Below are 18,684 nucleotides of genomic sequence, written 5' to 3' on the forward strand. Positions count from 1 at the left end.
ATCGACCGCAGATCATAAGGCCGCGCCCTAGTTTATGATGGACGGACAGACCTTATGACGATTTCACGGCGCGGCCTGCTCGGCGCAAGCCTCACTCTGGCGGCCGGCGGCTCAGGCTTTGCACGGATGGTCCAGGCGGCTGAGACGATGCCGTCGTCCGCCCTGGTGGCAGAGGCGAAGCATGAAGGCGCGCTGAACCTCGTCGCCCTGTCTCACAATTGGGCGTTCGAGCCTCTGATGAAGACCTTCTCGGCGCGCTATGGCATCGCCATTGACGACTCAAACTCTGAAGGCAGCTCGGCCGAGGAGTTGCAGGCTGTGCGGAGCCTGCGCCATGCCGATCGCGCGCCGGACTGCATGGACCTCTCGCCGGCTTTCGCCGCGCTGGGCACCCAGCAGAAGCTCCTCGCGCCCTACAAGGTGTCGACCTGGGCCGAGATCCCGACGGAGGCCCGCGATGCCAGCGGCCATTGGGTCGGCGACTATTTCGGCATCATCTCCTTCGCGGTGAACCGCAAGGTCGTGACCACCGTGCCACGCACCTGGAACGACCTGCTGAAGCCCGAGTATCGCGGCATGGTGGCTATGGACGGCAGCCCGCTCGGCTCGGGGGACGCCTTTGCCGCCGTCATGGCCGCGAACCTCGCCTCCGGCGGTAGCGTCAAGACCATCGCGCCGGGGGTGGAGTTCTTTGCGCGCCTCGCCCACGCCGGCAATCTGAACCCGATTGCGGTGACTGAGCCCTCTCTCGTCAGCGGGCAGACGCCGATCGTGCTGCGCTGGGATTATCTCAACCTCACGTCGCGCGACAATGCCGCGAAAATGGCGCCGATCGAGGTTGTGGTGCCGGAAGGCGCGGCGCCGTTCGGCGCCTTCTACGCCCAAGCCATCAGCGCCTTCGCGCCCCACCCCAAGGCTGCGCGGCTGTGGCAGGAATTCCTCTATAGCAATGAAGGCCAGTTGGGCTTTCTGGCCCAATATGCCCATCCGATCCGCTTCAACGCCATGCTGGCGGCCGGGGCCATTCCCCCCGGAATGCTGGCAAAGCTGCCGGCACCGGATGCCTATAAGGCGGTGCAGTTCGCGAGCCTGGATCAGACCAATGCCGCCAAAAAGACGCTGTCCGATCTCTGGACGCGTGAAGTGAAGGTCGGTTGATCGCAGCACCCTCGCCGGGCAAGACATGTCTATGAACGACATGCTGCCCGGTGATTGGCCTGAGCTTCGCACGGCGCGCCTGCGCCTTCGCTTTTGGGAGACGCGTGACGCCGCGCCTTTCGCCGCGCAGAACGCCGATGAGGAAACAATGCGTTTCCTCGGCGGCCCAATGACGCGCGACGAGAGCGACACCTATATTCGGCTGACGCGCGCGCGATGGGCGGAAGACGGCTTTGGCAAATGGGTCGTTGAATTGGCAGAGACCGGTGAGTTCGTCGGCGCGCTTGGCTTGCAACGGGTGCACTTCGACGCGACCTTCACCCCGGCGGTCGAGATTGCCTGGCGCATGACCCGCCGCTTCTGGGGCCGTGGTTACGCGACCGAGGCCGCCCGCGCCGCCATTCCATTCGGCTTTGAAACGCTTGGGCTCCGCGAAATCGTATCCCAGACGGCCGTGGGCAATCGCGCCTCCCGCGCCGTCATGGAACGCTTGGGCATGCGATGGAGCGGGGAGTTCGATCACCCGCTGCTGCCAGCGCCGCACCCGCTATGTCGGCATGTGCTCTATCGATTGACAAAACCTTCCGAGCCGCCCGGTATCGCTGGAGTCTCATCAGAAAAATGAGACACTCGCCGCAAAAAGCCAAGGGCGTGGAGGTAGGGATGGCACAGAGTGTGACCCAGCATGACACATGGCGACGCCCGAGCCAGAAGACGTGTCACACCGGTGCCTGCGCGGGCATCGTCATCGCGCTGCTTAGTTTTTCCGTACGCGCCGTCGCCGCGACATCCGGCACACCGCTTCCCGCCCTTTTTACAGATGTTGAAGCGGCACAGGGGCGGATCGTGTTCGAGCAGCACTGCGCCATCTGCCATGGCGAAGATCTGCGCGGCGAGGTCGGTCCTGCGGTGATCGGACCCAGTTTCGGATCCGTCGCTGACCACACCACGGTCTCTATCATGTTCAATGTGATTGCCGCCGAAATGCCGGCCGGGAACCCGGCCAGCCTTACGCATGAAGAATATACCGACGTCATGGCCTATGTCCTGCAGCGGAACGGCTATCCTGCCGGCGCGCATCCGCTCAGCTTCACCTCCGCTCAGACGTTGGACGTGCCGCTGATTTCCCAGGTGCGCTAGGTCTCCAACGGGCGGCGATATTTGACGATCCCTGTGAGAGAGGATAGTTGTTGCGAACGATATGCATTCGCGATGACTGACTTGGATAAAGGACCTCTCCCGTGTTGAAAACCAGTCTGGCCCGCTACTGGCTCGCCGTTGGCGCGCCTGCCGTCGTCCTTGCCCTATCCTCCGCGACACCCGTACACGCCGCCGATGCGCCGGTGCTGACCCTGTACTCGGCACAGCACGAGCAGGTGATCGACATGCTCACCACCGCCTTCACGAAGCAGACGGGTATCCAGGTCCAATCGCATGCAGGTGAAGGGCCGGACATTGCGAACCAGCTCGTCCAGGAAGGTTCGTCCTCTTCGGCAGACGTCTTCATGACGGAAAATTCGCCGGAACTGATGCTTCTCGATGAAAAGAAGCTGCTCACCTCCGTCAATCCGTCCACGCTTTCGGCTGTGCCGCCCACAGATAGCGCCCCAAGTGGCAACTGGGTCGGGGTCCTGGCGCGGGAGAATGTGCTGACATTCAATCCGGCCTTGATCCAGGACAGCGCCTTACCGGTGTCGCTGCTCGATCTCGCCAAGCCCGCGTGGAAGAACAAGATCGCCATCGCCCCGAGCGACAGCGACTTTCTGCCGCTGGTCAGCGCCGTCCTGGCCCTCAAGGGGCATGACGCGACGCTCGCATGGCTCCAGGGGCTGAAGGCCAATGCGCAGGTCTTCGATGATGACGAAGCCGTCGTCGCAGCGGTCGATCGGGGCGCCGTCGCGACCGGCATTATCAACAGCTATTACTGGGCGCGGCTCGTCACCGAACAGGGCGTGGCAAAGTCCCATGCGCAAATCCATCACTTCACCAATGGCGACGCCGGCGCGCTGGTGAATATCTCGGGCGCTGCCATCTTGGCGTCTTCCAAAAACAAGGACGCTGCGCAGAAATTCCTCGCCTTCCTGGTCTCAAAGCCGACCCAGACCATGCTCGCGTCCTCGGACGTCGATTTCGAGTATCCGCTGGCCGAGGGCGTGCCGGTCAATCCGATGATGAAGCCCCGTGCCGAACTCCAGCCTCCGGCGATCTCCCTCGAAAAGCTGGGTGACGACCGCCCGGCCGCACAACTCCTCCGTGAGGCAGGGCTCATCTAAGGTCACTTCCGGTCGTCTTCGCGTGCGCTGGACACCAACGCGTCGTCCCCCGGCCGCCCTCCTGGCGGCCGGTCTCCTCGCGGGTCTGCTCGTTCTGGTTCCCATCGTCTGGACAGGCGGCCTCGCACTCGGCGTCGGCTTTTCCGATGCACGTCTGCTGCTGTTTCGCCCGCTGGTCGCGCAATTACTGCTCAATACCGTCGCCCTCATCGCCGCCACGGCGCTCGTCACCTGCGTCGTCGCGACAGCCGTCGCTTGGTGCGTGGAGCGAACCGATCTTCTGGGCCGCCGGCTTTGGGCGGTCCTGGCCGTGGTCCCGCTCGCTGTGCCCTCCTTTATCACGAGCTTTGCCTGGGTATCGCTGAGCCCAAGGCTCCAGGATTTCGGTGGTGCCCTGCTGGTCGTGAGCTGTTCTTACTTCCCCCTGATTTATTTGCCGGTGGCGGCCGCCCTGCGGGCGATGGACCCGACCTTGGAGGAGACGGCGCGGGCCTTGGGTCTTGGTCCCTGGCGCGTATTCCTGCGCGTCGTGCTGCCGCATCTGCGGCCCGCCTTGCTGGGCGGTATCCTTCTGGTGGCCCTGAACACGCTCACGGAATTCGGCGCTTTTGCTTTGCTGCGATTCCGCACCTTCACCACGGAAATATTCGCCATCTATCGGACCAGCTTCGATAGCTCCGAAGCGGCGTTGTTCGGCATGGTGCTCATTCTGTTATGCCTGCTCTGCCTGGCGGGGGAAGCCTGGGCGCGGGGCGATGCGCGCTACGGCCGCGTCGCCCGGGGCGCGGCGCGCCCAGCACCCCGCATCGCCCTAGGGGTGTGGCACCTTCCGGTCTTCGCAGGCTTCGCCGCCTTGGCGCTGGTCACGCTCGGGGTGCCGCTTGGCATGATCCTGTATTGGCTGACGCAACATACCTCGGCCGCGACCTCGGTCGCGGGCGCGAGCCTGCCCGCTTTGGCGAGGGCCACCTGGGCGTCCTTGCGCCTTGCCCTGGGGGGCACCGCCGTGACGATGCTGCTGGCGCTGCCCCTCGGGTTTCTCGCGACCCGCTATGACGGTCGGCTCATCGCGCTGTTGGAGCGTACGGCCTATCTCGCGCAGGGCGTGCCCGGAATCGTCGTCGCGCTATCGATGGTGTCGCTCACCATCACCCTGCTCCGGCCATTGTATCAGAGCGCGTTTCTGCTGATGATCGTCTACGCGGTTCTGTTCCTGCCTTTGGCCCTGGTGAGCGTGCGCGCGGCCTTCGGCCAAGTGCAGCGGGGATTGGAAGACGCCAGCCGCGCCGCAGGCCTTGGCTGGTTCGCGACCGTTTGGCGGGTGCTGCTGCCGCTTGCGGGCCCCGGACTTGGCGCTGCCGCCGCCATGGTCTTCGTCTCGGTGGTGACCGAACTCACCGCCACGCTGTTGATGGCGCCGATCGGAACCCGCACTCTTGCCGTTCAGGTCTGGGCGAACACCACCACGCTGGCCTTTGCCGCGGCCGCCCCCTATGCCGCCTTGATGACCGTGCTATCCCTCATCTCCGCCTGGGTTCTAGCGCGGCGCTTCGGGCTATCGCGAACGCCGTAGGGGCATGAATGGCGGAACTGCGTATCGAAGGGCTGAGCAAGGCATTCGGCACAACGCTGGTCCTGCGGGGACTGACGCTGTCGGTGGAGCCACGGCAGCTCGTCGCTGTGCTCGGCGCATCAGGCAGCGGCAAGACGACGCTGCTGCGTCTCATCTGCGGATTCGACCGGACTGACTCAGGCAGCATCACCATCGGTGGTACCGCCGTCAGCGGCCCCGGTTTGCATATGCGGCCGGAGCAGCGGCACGTCGGATATGTGGCGCAGGAAGGCGCGCTGTTCCCGCATCTCACTGTTGCCGACAACATCACCTTCGGTTTGGCGCGGCGCCAGCGCCGGTTGCGGCATCGTGTGGCTGAGTTGCTGGCCTTGGTCAGCTTGCCGCAGACCTATGCCGACCGCTTGCCACATCAACTCTCGGGCGGTGAGCAGCAGCGCGTGGCGCTGGCCCGGGCGCTGGCGCCGTCCCCCGCCCTGGTTTTACTGGACGAGCCATTCTCCGCTTTGGATGCGGCGCTGCGGGTCGAGACGCGGCAAGCGGTGGCGCGCGCGCTGACGGCATCCGGTGCCACGGCGCTGTTGGTCACCCATGATCAATCCGAGGCGCTGTCGATGGCGCATGCGGTCGCTGTGCTTCGCGACGGCACGCTGATCCAAATGGCGGACCCCAAGACGCTCTATGGCCGCCCGGTCGATGCGACCTTGGCGCGCTTCATGGGGGAGGCGGTGATGCTACCGGGCGATTCGGACGGGACCCATGCCCAGTGTCTGTTCGGCATGCTTCCCCTGGCCCAGCCATCCGTCTGCGGTCCCGTGCAGGTGCTGATCCGCCCCGAGCAAATCCGCATCAGCGCGTACGGGCACGGCCACCCGGCCAAGGTGACGGCCGTGACCTATTATGGCCGAGATTGCACGGTTGTTCTCGATGTCGATGGATGTGACGGACGCGTCGTCGCGTTGGTGCCCGGCCACGTGATTCCTGAAGTCGGCCAGGCCGTCTCGTTACACCTCGAAGGCCCGGTGATTGTCTATCGTCGCGACGGCTCGTGACGGAGGCCCGCGTGTTGTGCTCATGCTCTAAGCTCCATAGGATGAAGCGACATAGCGGATGAGATCCCGGCATGCGCGTGACGCGACATCTGCACCTCGCCGCCAGTGGCGCCGCCGGACTTTCATTGACACATCCACTCGATTGCAATGCCTGGCTGATTGACAGCGAAGATGGCCTTTTGCTGTTTGATACGGGTGCCGGTGTCGATATTGACGCAGTTCTGGCGGAAATCTCGGCGGGCGGCGCGGACCCCACCCGACTGCGCCACATCTTTCTGACGCATGCACATGCGGATCATTCAGGCGGCGTCGCGGCGCTCCAGGATCGGCTTCCAGGTGTGACGCTGCATGCGGGAAGCTTGGCCGCGAAACGCATGGCATCGCATGACGAAAGCGCCATCAGCCTGGATAGCGCCCGTCGCTTTGGCATCTACCCTGCCGATTACCTTTGGCGCGGCGCGACCGTCGATGATGTGCTGCATGACGGGGACAGTCTGCGCATCGGAAGCGCGACGATCCGAATGGTGGAGACACCCGGCCATAGTAGCGATCATTGTTCCTATCTTGTCGATAGTGATGGCACGCTCTGCCTGATCGCGGGTGACGCGATCTTCGAAAATGATAAAGTTGTTTTGCAGGACATCCCGGATTGCAGCGTGCCCGCACTGCTGGACAGCATCCGCCGTCTTGCCGCTTTGGAGTTCCATAGCTTTCTGCCGGGCCACGGGACATTTTCCGTGCAGGATGGCATGCGCCATGTCGCGCGCGGCCGTCACTATGCGGAGAGTGGCCAGGTGCCTCCGTCATTGTTTGGATAGAGGGATAGCGCGATGAGATTTCAGGGCCGCGTCGTGGTGGTGACAGGCGGTGCATCCGGCCAGGGAGAGGCCACATGCCGCTTGTTCGCCGCTGAAGGCGCGCAGGTTGTCGTCGCGGATTGGAACGCAGACGGCGCGGCGCGGGTCGCCCGCGACATCGGCGGCGCGCCTTTCGCGGTCGATGTCGCAAAAGAAAGTGAGGTTGCGGCGATGATCGATTTCGCCTGCACCCGCTTCGGTCGTTTGGATGTGCTGTTCAACAATGCCGGCGTGGGGCATAGCGCGACGGGTCAATTCCGCATGGCGAGCATTGTCGATACGCCGGAGGATGCCTGGGATTCGATCATCGCCATCAATCTCAAAGGCCAAGCCATGGGCTGCAAACATGCCATTCCGCGCATGGTCGCCGGGGGCGGTGGTGCCATCATCAACAATGCCTCGATCATGGCCATTGCCGGCGTGCCTGGCGCGGATGCCTATACGGCGGCCAAGGGTGGCGTCGTGGCCCTCACACGCGTCTTGGCGGTGGACTGGGGCGCGAAGGGCGTGCGCGTCAATTGCATTTGCCCGGGTACCATCGCGACGCCGATGGTGGGCAATCTGATCGAGGATCCAGAGGCACGCCAGAGGCTGGGTGAGTCGACACCGATGAAGCGGATTGGCGATAGTGACGAGATCGCGCGCGTCGCGGTGTTCCTGGCGTCGAGTGACGCGTCCTATATCAACGGCGCCATCATTCCCGTCGATGGCGGATGGTCCGCGCTTTAAGCGACGTGCTTCTCGGCCTGGATATCGGCACCTCCATCGTCAAGGCGGCGGTGTTCGATCGGCACGGGCGTGAGAGGGCGACGGCCTCATCCCGCACCACAACGCTGACGCCATTTCCGGCCTGGTCCGAAGCCGATCCTGACCAGCTTTGGGACGCGACATGCGGCGTCATCCGCAGCGTTCTGCAGTCCGCCGGCGTGGCACCGGCGGATGTGGCGGCGGTCGGGATCTCCGGCGCCATGGTCGGCGCCTGGATCATCGACGATGCCGGCGTGGCGCTGCGGCCCGGCATTTTCTGGAATGACGGCCGAACCCAAAAGATGATCGCGGCGATGATCGCCGAAGACGCTGCGTTCATGTCGCGCATCTTCGCCGTTTCGGGCTCTGTGATGCAGCAAGGCTGCACGCTGCCGCTGCTGCGTTGGCTTAAGCATCACGAGCCGGCTGTGCTTGCAAAGGCGCATGCGGTCTTCGGCGCGAAGGACTATATCCGATTTCGCCTGACCGGTGTGGTCGGGACAGACATCACCGAAGCGGCCGTGGCGCCGGGCAGTGCCGTCGCGCGGGGCCGCTCGCCAGAGATGATCGCGCTGTTTGGACTGGAGGATATCGCCCAACTTCTGCCACCACCGTCGCCATCCGAAAGCCTCGCCGGTATCGTGACGGAGGCGGCGTCTCGCGCGACGGGATTGCGGGCCGGCACGCCCGTCGCTATTGGCGCGGGCGATGTCGCTTGCAGCGTCATCGGCGCTGGGGCCTTGGCTCCTGGTATTGCGTGTTCAATCCTCGGGACGACTTGCCTCAATGGCATCGCGATGCCCGTGCCGGTGTTCACGCCGCCCGATCTTGGGCTGCTGTTCACATTGCCGGGCGATCTCTGGCTACGCACCATGGTCAATATCGCGGGCACGACGAATATCGATTGGCTGCTCACCACGCTCTGCCCAGATCTGGCGGCGCAACCCGACCCCTATGCCGCACTCGGGGTCCTGGCGGCGGAGTCACCGCCGGGGGCGCAGGGGGCCGTCTATGTGCCCTATTTGAGCGACGTCGGCATCATCGCGCCCATCGTCGCACCGGCGGCACGCGGCGGCTTCGCCGGGCTGATGCCCCGCCATCGGCGGTCGGATTTGGTGCGCGCCGTCTATGAGGGCGTGGCCTTCGCAATCCGCGATTGCTTCGCGACCATCGGCCATGAGGTCGGTGCGGTTCGCCTCGTCGGCGGCGGCGCCCGCAGTCCCTTCTGGCGACAGCTCATCGCCGATGTGTTGGGTTGCGCGGTCGAAGTGCCGGAGGGACAGGAATTCGGCGCCAAGGGCGCGGCCTTGCTGGCCGGCACGGCGATCGGCTGGTTTGCCGATATACGCGCGGCCTCCATCGACTGTTGCGAAATCCTGCACCGCCATACGCCGCAGTCCGGCGTTTATGACGCCGCCTTCGCGCGCTATCGCCTCTATGCTGCGGCACTTGCTGCGGTGACACCGCCAGACGAGGAGATCACGTCTTGACCGCATCTGCCGCGCGTGCCTTCCTCGATCAAGCCGCCGCCGCCCTGTCAGGACTTTTCGCGTCTCAGACTGAGGCTTTCGAGGCTGCCGCCACAGCGATCACGGCGGCGATCCGGCAGGACCGCCTCATCTACCTGTTCGGCACCGGCCATTCGCATATGCTGGCGGAGGAGGGGCATTACCGCGCCGGCGGTCTCGCCTGCGTCGTGCCGATCCTCGACACGGCGCTGATGCTACATGAGGGTGCGGTGGAGAGTACGCGCCGCGAGCGGGAAACCGGTTTGGCCGCCGGCATCCTCGCGCGCTATCCGATCGGAACGGGAGACGTGCTGTTGGTGTTTTCCAACAGCGGTGTAAACGCAGTCCCGGTGGAGGCTGTGCGGCACGGGCAGGCGGCCGGCGCCTGCGTGATTGCGGTGACATCGGAGGCCTATGCGCGCCAGGCGGCGGCGGGGCGAGACAGGATCGGCGCTTTGGCCGACATCACCATCGACAATGACACGGTGCCGGGCGACGCGGGTTTTCAGGCGGCGCCCGATGTGCCGCCCGTGGGCCCGCTCTCCACCATCATCGGTGCGGCGATCTTGAACGCGCTGCTGGCGGAAGCGGTGTCTCGGCTTGGGGCCGAGGCACCAGTTTACGTCAGCGCGAATATGCCGGGTGCGAAGGATCGCAACGCGGCCTTGGTTGCGCGATACGCATCGCGCAACCCGCATCTTTGACTAGACGCAGCAGCTTTTCGCATTGGTCGCCGGTGGCAGATCGATCACCGGGTTCTGGTCGAAGAAGCCGGAGGGCATCAGCTTGAAACCGCAGACCACACAAGGCTGCACGGGATGATCTTCCGGTCGCGGCATGTGGTGCAAACCGAAGCTGTGCCAGACAACAATGTCGGTATTCTCTAGCGGCCGATCAGCCTTCACCCAGGTCGGCAGGCCTTCCTCGCCTTGCGACTGATTGACGAATTCGCCCGCCGGAAAACGCTCGTCAGGATCGAAAGCCGTGACCCAGAGCTGATGCTGAATGAAGCGCCCCCGCCTGCCGGAGACGCTGTCGGGATGCGTATAGGGCTGTACGGATGACCCTGCTTCCAGCTTGAAGCCGGTCGGGCCGCCGACCCAGTTCTTGGCATCGGGATTGATAATGCGCCAGTAGCGGCTTTTGCCGAAATCCGCATCGCGCATCGCGTCTGCTTCGGAGGTCAGCGTCCGCTCCTCCATCAGGAAGGCATTGCCATAGGGATTTTCAGGCCCAAGGGGCAGGGCGCGGGTATCGCATTCCGTCACGCTATTGTTCGGCCCGTCCACTTCCATGTCGAGGCGCGCGCAGAAGATATGCTGATGGATATGACCGACGATGCCGGGCGCCACTTCCGTGCCGAATTTTCCGGGATGGCCAGGGTGGCAGGCCGCGGTATTGATGATGCCCGTCGCTTTCATTTCGTATTCGATGCGGCCATCCTGGTGCAGATACCAGTAGGAGGCGTATTCGTAATTGCCGATCGTTGAAATCGAGGAAATGACGAGTTTGCGCGCGCGCCGCACCTCGGTCCGTTCCGTGCGCACGTCGAAATGCTTCCACGACAGTCCGGCATCTTCTTCATGCAGGCAAACGGCATTCTCGATCGTGCGGGAGGTGCCGAAGACGGTCGGCACTTCCGCGTCGAAATAGTGAATGGCGCCGAGGCAATCGCAACCCAGCGTCAGGGGGTTCGCCATCCGGCCAAAACCGAGTTCGCCGCTGTCGAAGACGTTCTTGCGATAGTGGCTGCGTTCGGGCGTGCCATAGGGCACCACCATTTCTGCGATGGAGGCGCGATACACGATCGGGCGGCGAACGCCGCCATGGGTATAGCCGATGGTATAGAGCACCAGGCCCTCGCGGCCATTGAAGCCGACGCGAAAGTCCCAGTTCTCCCATGTCACTTTATTGCCATCGACGACGAAACCCGGGCCTTCGGGCTGCACGACGTCAAGCGGTGCGGAAGGGGCGCGAAACTCGGTCAGTAAGGCGGCGGCGTAGTTGCGCGGTGCGGTCGGCACGGGAATGTAGTCGCCGCTTTCCTCGAAATGATCCGTCACTTCCAGCACTTCCAGCGTGCTGACGTCGATCAGTGCATGCAGACCTTCAACCGGATGGGCGTAGTAATTGTCGAGCGGAAACATGCGCATCCAGATGAAGCAGTTGAGCACGCGGCGCCCCTGCTCGATCGCATGGCCGAAATCGCCGACCGTCCAAGGATCGACGGCCATGAGGTCCAGCTTGTCCAGCAAGCCACGACGCTGCAGCCCAGCCTGAAAGCGCGGGTCGGCCTTGACGGTCTTTTCGATTTCCAGAACTTCTTCGATCGCCACCATGGCGCGGGCGTCTTCACGAAACACCTCCCACAGTAGGGCGCCGGTGCCGAGATCGAACTTGCCGGAGACCACGCCCATGACGCCACGTCGGTAGATGTTGAAGCGCGCGACGCGCTGCATCGGCGCTCCACCCACGTAGCCGCGCACCACCTCCTTCGCCGGCTCGTCGAGATCGATCGTCTCCACCCGCAGGTCCGCGCCCCAGCCGTAATGGTCGCGAATGAGCTGCGCCGCATGGTTGAGTTCGGTCCCCGATAGCGGGTCGAGCGGGTGCGGCGAGGATACACCTGTGGTCGGGTGGCAGACTTTCATGTCCATGCGTCGGTGCTCCTGCGTTCTTGCCTCATCTTACCTTTACACGAAAGGTCGCGCATCCATAAAGCGGCGCAAGGTATTCAGGGTAATGCGGGAGATATTGTTCTCGTAGCCCTGACACGGCAGCGCGCCGATCCAGGCGATGGAGCCGGTGGAGAAGATGGCGCCACCCGCCGGCGTTTCGGCGAAGGTCAGGTCCGCGCGCACACGCTCGTTCTGATCGCCGCCGAGGTTCGGCAGTGTCGCCGTGAACTCCTCATTGACGAGCAGCATCAAGGGACTGTGATCTTCCGAAGACGCGAGGCGCAGGATATTCGGCGGCGAGCCGAGCAGCGGATTGATGCAATCGAGTTCGATGCCGGCCGCACCGCCGCCGATCAGACCGAAATCGCCGATGATCTCCTCCTCCACGCCTTCGAAGATGAAGGCGGCACGGGGGTTATCGGCATCCGGCGCGCGACGGTAATAGGACGAGACATCGAAGCCCTGCGCCACGAAGCCGATGCCGGCCATCATGTTCGGCGGTCGGCCGCAGCGTCGCCACAAGCCGCCATATTCGCCTGTGAAGGAGTGATAATATTCGCCGGGTTCGGCTTCCCAGGAGCGGATGCCATCTTCGGCACGCCGCACTTCGATGACGCCCGGCAATTCGTCATGGAAGGCAATGCGCCAATACCAGCCATTGCCGCCCATATACATCAGCCGCCCACCGCGATCCAACCAGGTCTTCATCGCATCCCACATCGGGGTGGAGTGATATTCGGGGTGCGATCCTGTCAGAATGACGCGATAGTCTTTGAGCAGTTCATACCCATCCCGATGCAGATCCTCATCGGTGATGATGTCGTAGTCGATGTCATGATGCGCCAGCCAGCCAAAGAGATGCGTATCGGCATTGTATTGATAGAGGCTGGACCCGTCGCCACCGAGCCAGGAATGGTAGCGTGGCGCGCAGTTGATGTTCGGGCGCAGGCGGCTGGAATAGCAGACGCCGGATCCATCCGCATGCTTGTCGTAGAGCGAGTGGCAGAGCTCCGGATGATCGTAGAGATAGACGTCCTGATGCCCGAAATGCAGCAGCCGGCCCATGATGCGCTCAACGCCGCGCACCGTGATGTGCTCGCCGTGATTGGCATAGGCGATGTAGGAGCAGGTGGGCGCCAGGAAGGCGACCTTCGGGCAGTTCGTGCGCGCCGAGGCCGCGCGCGGTGGCCGGATGAAGAAGGGGATATAGACTTCCCGCATGGCCTCAGCATCGGTCTCCCCACAGGTCAGATGCAGGGCATAGGCGCCGCTTTTCGTATCCTCCGGCACCGACCAAACCACATCGGCGGCCCAGCCGGCGTCATACAGATCATCCTCATGGAAATGCACGGCGCCATATTGGGCGGGCGCGGCCTGCCAGCTATGATACTCGCCGGTCCAGTGCGCGCCTTTCATTCCGCGCGCAGGCAAGTTGACGAGGCGACCGTGCCGGTGGGACGGCCCAGTGTCCGTCACCTGAACCGAGCGGATGCCCTCCGAGAAGTTCCAGGCGGCGATGATCCGATCGCCGTCCATGAAGGTCGGCGCTTCGATCTTGCCGTTGAAATGGGCGCCAACGGTCCCGCCCGGTTCCGGGGCACCCGCGAGCATCAGCCCCGTGGCCGCGCCGAGGGGCAGCGGCAGGGCGCCTTCGCGGCAGCCACTGTCCGCCACGCCAAAATCCTTCCGCAGCGCCTCAACACCCAGGCGAAACCGCCCCTGTGCGCGATCGACCGCGACTGTCACGTCATACCATTTACGCTCCAGCAAGGGCAGCGGCAGCGTCTCCCGCGCGATCTTGCCCGCGCCGTCACCCAGCACGAGCGTGAGCCCCGTGTCATCGACCAGCAGCATGACGCCGCTCCGGGTTGCGGCCTCCCATTGCGCGAACAAAGTTTGGCCCGCGCGTTTGAGCAGCGTCGGCCAGATGGTGGCGCGGAAGGTGAAGGCAGCGTGTTCGGCAAGGCTTGGGAAATCCGACACAGTGAGATAGGAGCCGGCATCGGCGCGCTTCGGCGTGCCTGCATAGGTCCCGTCCACGGCGCTTGGATAATGCGGCAGATCAAGCCCCGGACCGTCAGGATTGAAATCGCCATTGACGACGCGCACCACGCGGGCGTCGAAGCGGTCGCCTTCTTCCAGGGAGATCTGGAAAGCGATCGGCTCGCCCGGCGCCACGCTATAGCGATCCGGGTAGCCCACAAGTTTCAGCATCACTCAGACTCTTTCAAAGGCAGGTTGAGCCTTTCGCCGGTCGCGGCTTCCCAGCGACGCCGAAACACTTCCCATTCGGCCTCGTTGCGATCGGTGAAGATGGGGCTGTCTTCGAAGATCAGCGGGTCGCGCCGATCGGCGGGCATATGCGCGATCTGCCATTCGGCGAAAGGCTTGCGGCAGAACAGCACGATCTGCGGACCGTCGGGTTGGTACCGCATGGCGTTGAGCACACGCATGAGGCCGGGGCTGTGGTTGCCGACAGGGTTCTTGCGGAACTCGTCGATGAACGGGCGGTCAGTCTCTGGATCGATGCGATATCTCATGGATCGAGGCGCCTCCCGTCCGCGCCGAAGAAAAGGCAGAAGGCGGGGTCCGGCGCGATGCCGAGCCTGTCCCCGATCTTGGCATGAAAGCCGGGTTCCACCAGGGCGCGCAACCGGTTGCCCGAGGCGTCATCGGCAATCACGACCGATTCCCGGCCGAGATGCTCCAGCGCATAGACCGTGGCAGGGACGGCACCCGGCGCATCCACGGCCGTGACGCGCACATGCTGCGGCCGCACGCCGAGGGTCATCGCGCCGGAGACTGGCGCATTCGTCGGCAAGACAAAGGGGCCGGCGCGGAAGACGCCGTCCGTGACCTGTCCTGCCATGACGTTCATGGGGGGCGAACCGAGGAAGGTCGCCACGAACAGGCTCGCCGGTTTGTTGTAGATCTCGTCAGGCGTGCCAATTTGCTCCAACCGGCCGCGTGACATGACGGCGATGCGGTCACCCATCGTCATCGCCTCGACCTGATCATGGGTCACGAAAATGGTCGTTGTGCCGAGCCGCTTTTGCAGATTGACCAGTTCCGATCGCAACGACAGACGCAACGCGGCATCGAGGGCCGAAAGCGGCTCATCGAGCAGGAACACGGCGGGCTCACGCACGATGGCCTTGGCGGTCGCGGCACGCTGGCGCTGGCCGCCCGACATCTGGCTTGGCAGCTTGTCCAGCATCGGCTCCAGTTCCAGCATGCGGGCGGCTTCAGCGATGCGCCTGTCACGCTCGGTCTTGGTCAGCTTGCTGTGACGCAGGCTGGCCTCGATGTTCTTGCGCACCGTGAGATGCGGATAGAGCAGGGACGATTGGAAAACCATGGCGACGTTGCGGCCATGCGGCGGCTCGGCCGTCACGTCCCGCCCGTCGAAGATGATTTGTCCCTGGCTGGGATAGTCCAGACCCGCCACCATGTTCAGCGTCGTCGTCTTGCCGCAACCGGATGGGCCGAGCATGACGAGAAATTCGCCATCAATGACGTCGAGATCCAAGCCTTCCACGGCGACGTAACTGTCATAGGCCTTGCGGACCTGCCGCAACTCGATCTTGGCCATACGATTATCGCTCCATGGATGCGGTGACCATCAGCGTACCGGATCCGCGAGGTTCATTTCAGCGACATGCCGCTGCAGGAAATAAGCGACCAGCGCCGGCGGCAGGATCGTGAGGATGAGGCAGGCGGCGAGGCTGGCCGGGTTCGGATCCTGCCCCAGGAACCCCGAGATGGCGGCGGGCAAAGTGGTCGCCGGCGTGCCATTGACCAGAATGAGGGCGAAGGTGAATTCGTTCCAGGAGAACAGGAAGGCGATGACGGCGGCGACGGCCACGCCGCTTTTAGCCAAAGGCAGAACGAGAAACAGCAGCGTGTGGATGCGGCTGAAACCATCGACGCGCGCCAGACGCTCGATCGGCGGCAGGTTGCGGAAATAGCCAATCAGCATCCAGGCGACGAAGGGCACGGTGGTCGTCAGGTCAACGATGACCAGGCCGGGCAGGGTGCCGACCAAGCCAAGGCGCACATACATGGAATAGAAGGGGATCAGCGTCGAGACGGGCGGAATCGCCACCGCCAGCAACACGGCGTTCAGCAGCAGGTTCTTGAACTTGAAGTCCAGCCGCGCAAAGACATAGGCCAGCGGCACGACGATGACGAGGGTGATGAGCGTCACAACGACGGCGACGATCAGGCTATTCTCCAAGCCAGTGATGATCTGCCCGGATTGACCTGACGCCGTCGAGATCGTGCCATCGGTCATGCGATAGTCGAAGCCGAAGATATTAAAGAAGGCGGCGACGTTGATATGGGTCGGTATGAGAGCAGGCGGGAAACGGGCAATCTCGGCATGGGTCAGGAAGGCCATGCGGACAAACCAGTAGATCGGCACCAGCGACCACAGAAGCAGAATTGCCATGGCAATGCCGAATCCAATGCCGCGCCGCTTCATATCCGCGTCTCCCGCCGGCCCCAGACCAGATAGAGCGTAAGGGTCGCGGTGATGATCATGAACAGCAGACAGAAGGACATGGCCGCGCCATAGCCGAGGTCGAGGTTCTTGAAGCTAACTTTATACAGCTCATAAGTCAGTGTCGCGGAGGTATTGCCGGGGCCGCCGCCGGACAGCACGAAGATCAGATCGAACAGCTTCATCGACAGCACGGTGGTGATCGAGGTGAAGACGAACAGCGTAAAGCGCAGCGGTGGCAGGGTGACGTTCCAGAATGTCGAAAAGGCGGAAAGCTGGTCGATCGATGCGAGGTCATAGAGGCGCTTGGGGATGGTCTTGATATTGGCGAGGATAAAGAACCCGACGAGGGGCGCCATCGTCCAGGCATTGGCCAGGGCCAAAACCTCGATGATGGAGCGTGTCGTCATGAAATCGGGGACATTGGTATAGCCGAAATGGGCGAGGATGGCGGTGGCGATGCCGGTCTGGCCGCGCGCCATATAGGCGAACATCAAGCCGGCCCCATAGAGAGACACGCACCAAGGCAGAAACACGAGCGTTCGGAGCAGGCTGCCAAGTTTTGTCTGCCGATTGAGCAGCAGACCGATTGCGAGGCCGAGCAGCATCGTCAGGACGACGCTTTCCACCGTGAAGCGGATCGTCACCCAGGCGGAGAACCAGAAGTCCGGATCGTTGAAGACCTTTTCGAAGTTCTTCGCCCCGACGAATTTCGTGCGGTAGCCGCCGAAGAAGATGACGCGTTGCACGCTCATCCAAGCGGAGTAGATGAGGGGATAGGCGACGATCGCCGCCAGCAGCACGATGACCGGCAGCCCGATCAGCAGCGCGAACTGACCATCGGTCAATTCGCGCCGCCGCATGCGGGGCGGCTTCGGGCCGGTCGCGTTGCTGGCAGGCGGCGTCATGCTGGATCAGAGACCGTATTTGTCGTTCAGGCTGGAAATCTGATCGTTCATCGCAGTGATGGTCTTTACGATGTCGCCGTCGTTCAGGAGGAACTTCGACAGCACATCGCGGAGGTAGGAGTTGAATTCCTCAGACCAGACCACGCGCCAGATGCCGGTCGGAAACGGCGTCGCCTTATAGACATCGAGCACGACTTCATAATCGGCAGGGCGTGCGCAGGCCTGTTTAATGCGCGCCTCGGTCACTGGCGAGTCCATGATGGACTTATAGGCCGAGAACAGCATGTTATCCTGCATCCAGCGCTCACCCACGGCAATCTGCCCGGTATTGTCCTTATAGCCATACCAGGAAGTGAACTTCTTGACGTCGGCGGTGACGGCCTCAGGGCGGGTCCGCGATGTCATCAGATACATGGCGGAATCGATCAGACCCCAGGGCTGATCGACGACCGGCAAAATGGTCGAATGGCCCGCGATTTGCGACCGGCCGGGCTTGTTGAAGGTCTGCAGGTCATAGATCTGCTGCGGGCTGAACACATAACGGCCCGAGGCATAGGCATCGATATAGGCAGCCTCGTTATAGGTCAGCACTTCCTGCGGAACGAGTTTGGAGTTCCACAGCTTCTTCCATTGCGCCAGGGTCTTGTAGGCGGCGCCATTGGCATCCGTCGTCATGACCGGCTTATGCGTCTCCGGATCGGCAATCTTGTTGCCGCGATCGAGCACTTCCATCACGAAGCCCCAGGACAGGCCGAAATATTCGCTGAACCAATGCGGCAGAATCGGCGTGGCGACACCCTTGGCATGCAAGGCATAGACCTGATCGTACAGCGCGTCCCAGTCCTTCGGGAAGTCCTTGTCGCTAAAGCCCGCTTTCTCATAAGCGAGAAGATTGGTGTGGATACAACCGCGTGTGCTCACGAAATAGGACAGGCCGAGCAGATTGCCCTTATAGGTCCAGGCTTCCGCCAAGGTCGGCAGCATATCCGCCTTGATGTCGGCAATGGCGGGCAGTGTTTCCGCCGGCAGAACCCAGCCGCCTTCCGAATATCGCACGGCGGAGGAGGGGTTGGCGTACAGCACATCGAGATCGGCTTTGGCAATCAGACTCTGTTCCATGATCGACGGATAATCGCCGGTAATGGTGGCGTAATTGACCTTGCCATGTTCGGCGTCGTTGTAGCGCTTGACGTTCGACTGCACGACATCCGTCGCGAACTGCCAGCCTCGAAAATAAACGGTCTTTCCGCTGGTCGCTTCTAAGGGATCGGTCGCGGCAGAGGCACGTCCGAAGCGTGTGGCGGCGAGGCCCACGGCGGCCGCCAGAGTTCCAAATTCACGTCGCTTCATTGTCAGCCCTCAAATGTTATAAAGTGGGTGGCGACATCGTCAACTACGGTCCGGAAACTGTGCCGGAGTTGGTTAATTAGTA

Annotated in this window: 17 protein-coding genes; 10 read left to right on the plus strand and 7 right to left on the minus strand. The window is 63.1% G+C overall.

Annotated features, from left to right (window positions below):
• The first annotated feature begins 54 nt into the window (after nt 1-54).
• The 10 genes from QP803_RS06410 to QP803_RS06455 all read left to right on the plus strand — a co-directional run bounded on the left by QP803_RS06410 (nt 55) and on the right by QP803_RS06455 (nt 9,869).
• Nucleotides 55-1,158: an ABC transporter substrate-binding protein gene (locus QP803_RS06410; RefSeq protein WP_284946955.1), complete on the plus strand. Its 1,104-nt coding sequence runs from the start codon at nt 55-57 to the stop codon at nt 1,156-1,158.
• 31 nt (nt 1,159-1,189) lie between these two features.
• A complete protein-coding gene (locus QP803_RS06415; RefSeq protein ID WP_284946956.1) occupies nt 1,190-1,783 on the plus strand; it encodes a GNAT family N-acetyltransferase in 594 nt (197 codons plus the stop codon).
• Between the two features lie 38 nt (nt 1,784-1,821).
• Nucleotides 1,822-2,298, plus strand: coding sequence for a c-type cytochrome (locus QP803_RS06420; protein WP_284946957.1), 477 nt, complete (start codon nt 1,822-1,824; stop codon nt 2,296-2,298).
• 101 nt (nt 2,299-2,399) lie between these two features.
• On the plus strand, nt 2,400-3,431 hold the full coding sequence (locus QP803_RS06425; RefSeq protein ID WP_284946958.1) for an extracellular solute-binding protein: 1,032 nt from the start codon (nt 2,400-2,402) through the stop codon (nt 3,429-3,431).
• A gap of 22 nt (nt 3,432-3,453) precedes the next feature.
• Nucleotides 3,454-5,004, plus strand: coding sequence for an ABC transporter permease (locus QP803_RS06430; protein WP_284946959.1), 1,551 nt, complete (start codon nt 3,454-3,456; stop codon nt 5,002-5,004).
• Between the two features lie 8 nt (nt 5,005-5,012).
• Nucleotides 5,013-6,053 (plus strand): ABC transporter ATP-binding protein, encoded by a 1,041-nt coding sequence (locus QP803_RS06435; RefSeq protein ID WP_284946960.1) that lies wholly within the window; start codon nt 5,013-5,015, stop codon nt 6,051-6,053.
• 71 nt (nt 6,054-6,124) lie between these two features.
• A complete protein-coding gene (locus QP803_RS06440) occupies nt 6,125-6,871 on the plus strand; it encodes an MBL fold metallo-hydrolase (RefSeq protein WP_284946961.1) in 747 nt (248 codons plus the stop codon).
• A 12-nt stretch (nt 6,872-6,883) separates the two neighbouring features.
• Complete coding sequence (locus QP803_RS06445) at nt 6,884-7,639, plus strand: SDR family NAD(P)-dependent oxidoreductase (protein WP_284946962.1); 756 nt, start codon at nt 6,884-6,886, stop codon at nt 7,637-7,639.
• On the plus strand, nt 7,624-9,147 hold the full coding sequence (locus QP803_RS06450; RefSeq protein ID WP_284946963.1) for an FGGY-family carbohydrate kinase: 1,524 nt from the start codon (nt 7,624-7,626) through the stop codon (nt 9,145-9,147). Before QP803_RS06445 ends, QP803_RS06450 begins: the two co-directional genes overlap by 16 nt.
• A complete protein-coding gene (locus QP803_RS06455; protein ID WP_284946964.1) occupies nt 9,144-9,869 on the plus strand; it encodes a sugar isomerase domain-containing protein in 726 nt (241 codons plus the stop codon). Before QP803_RS06450 ends, QP803_RS06455 begins: the two co-directional genes overlap by 4 nt.
• On the opposite strand, the gene QP803_RS06460 is transcribed toward QP803_RS06455, so the two are convergent.
• The 7 genes from QP803_RS06460 to QP803_RS06490 are packed head-to-tail and all read right to left on the minus strand — an operon-like array spanning nt 9,870 to nt 18,602.
• Nucleotides 9,870-11,822 (minus strand): primary-amine oxidase, encoded by a 1,953-nt coding sequence (locus QP803_RS06460; protein WP_284946965.1) that lies wholly within the window; start codon nt 11,820-11,822, stop codon nt 9,870-9,872.
• 36 nt (nt 11,823-11,858) lie between these two features.
• Nucleotides 11,859-14,057, minus strand: coding sequence for a N,N-dimethylformamidase beta subunit family domain-containing protein (locus QP803_RS06465; protein WP_284946966.1), 2,199 nt, complete (start codon nt 14,055-14,057; stop codon nt 11,859-11,861).
• Complete coding sequence (locus tag QP803_RS06470) at nt 14,057-14,383, minus strand: N,N-dimethylformamidase alpha subunit family protein (protein WP_284946967.1); 327 nt, start codon at nt 14,381-14,383, stop codon at nt 14,057-14,059. Before QP803_RS06470 ends, QP803_RS06465 begins: the two co-directional genes overlap by 1 nt.
• Complete coding sequence (locus tag QP803_RS06475; protein ID WP_284946968.1) at nt 14,380-15,435, minus strand: ABC transporter ATP-binding protein; 1,056 nt, start codon at nt 15,433-15,435, stop codon at nt 14,380-14,382. The genes QP803_RS06470 and QP803_RS06475 overlap by 4 nt, the downstream gene beginning before the upstream one ends.
• A gap of 30 nt (nt 15,436-15,465) precedes the next feature.
• Nucleotides 15,466-16,326 carry a carbohydrate ABC transporter permease gene (locus QP803_RS06480; RefSeq protein ID WP_284946969.1) on the minus strand — a complete coding sequence of 287 codons (861 nt, stop codon included), beginning with the start codon at nt 16,324-16,326 and terminating at the stop codon, nt 15,466-15,468.
• A complete protein-coding gene (locus QP803_RS06485; protein ID WP_284946970.1) occupies nt 16,323-17,252 on the minus strand; it encodes a carbohydrate ABC transporter permease in 930 nt (309 codons plus the stop codon). Before QP803_RS06485 ends, QP803_RS06480 begins: the two co-directional genes overlap by 4 nt.
• A 6-nt stretch (nt 17,253-17,258) precedes the next feature.
• A complete protein-coding gene (locus QP803_RS06490; protein ID WP_284946971.1) occupies nt 17,259-18,602 on the minus strand; it encodes an ABC transporter substrate-binding protein in 1,344 nt (447 codons plus the stop codon).
• Nucleotides 18,603-18,684: the final 82 nt, after the last annotated feature.

The sequence above is a fragment of the Acidisoma sp. PAMC 29798 genome (genome assembly GCF_030252425.1).
In the GTDB taxonomy this organism is placed as follows: domain Bacteria; phylum Pseudomonadota; class Alphaproteobacteria; order Acetobacterales; family Acetobacteraceae; genus Acidisoma; species Acidisoma cladoniae.